Here is a 1,045-nt window from a genome sequence, read left to right as displayed (position 1 = left end):
GCGATGGTTTCCAGCCGCCGGAGCACAAGCCGGACAAGCGCGCACGGCGCTTGATCCGTGCACTGGGCGATATCGACGCGTTGTGATGCGGTCCGGCCTCGCTAATGGCGAGACCGGCTGCTTGACGGCGGACGGCAGCCTGGCGAGCGTTGCCGGAATGCCGCAGCGGCTGTTCAGTCAGTGCGGGACTGATCGAAATGAGCGACAACGCCGCGCAGCAGGCCAGCGGCCTGCAGCGTTGAGTCCGTTGAAATCGCCTTCCGCCACAGCTCGATCCGTTCCATGCTTTCTGCCATGGAGACCAGGTCATCAAGAATGGCCGACGGGACGTCCTGGCCGTCCAGCAGCCTGATCAATCGTGTTCGCGGCGATTCGAGCAATTCGAGCAACTCGAGCGACGCGGCGTCGATGCTCGCCTTGGCCGCTGGCTTCACAGCATCGTCCAGCGGATCGATCAGCATCCACAGATACTCTGTGGTCAGCAGACGGAATTCCTCGGACGCCGGATCCAGTTTGCTCCAGGCGGAAAGCAGGAGGTGGTGGCTGCAGAGCTGGGTACGCGCCGACTGGGCCAGCTCCCCGCGATCGGTGTTTTCGAACAAGTTGTTGAGTACAAACAGGCTGTGGTGCAGGGGCAGCGTGGCCTCGGCTTTGATGTCATCCAGCACCCGGTGGCTACCCCGTTGGAAGATGCGGGCGGCTGCATCCGCTTCGAGCTGCGTCGACAGTACTTCCCAGGCCAGGCCAAGATCCCCGACGCTGTAGTCAGCGACCTTGAGCAGTGCCATCTCCAGCCGGCCCCCCTCCGGCTTGGGATGCATGCGGACCAGGTTGTCCAGAAGCAGTGTTTCCCGCGTGCTGCAGGCAATGCCGGCAAACATCTCCGCATTGGAGGGTAGCCGGATCTCGACGAGAACGGCTTTTGCCAGGTCCGCATCGAATGCCTCTGACACCCGATCCAGCAGGGCATTGATGAACTCGGCCCAGGCGCGGCCGATGCCGATGCCACCATACTTGGAGTTCACGCCCGCCTCGCTTACCAGGG

The 1,045-nt window shown here is 63.1% G+C and carries 1 protein-coding gene; it reads right to left on the bottom strand.

The genetic code is table 11. From position 1 onward, the window contains the following. Nucleotides 1–173: 173 nt before the first annotated feature. The coding region (locus ABZX22_RS45350; protein ID WP_354923616.1) for a hypothetical protein at nucleotides 174–1,045 on the bottom strand (872 nt) is incomplete at its 5' end.

Origin of the sequence: Nonomuraea sp. NPDC003804 (assembly GCF_040610675.1) — a bacterium.
Taxonomy (GTDB): domain Bacteria; phylum Actinomycetota; class Actinomycetes; order Streptosporangiales; family Streptosporangiaceae; genus Nonomuraea.
This window is presented reverse-complemented; position numbering and strand designations above follow the sequence as displayed.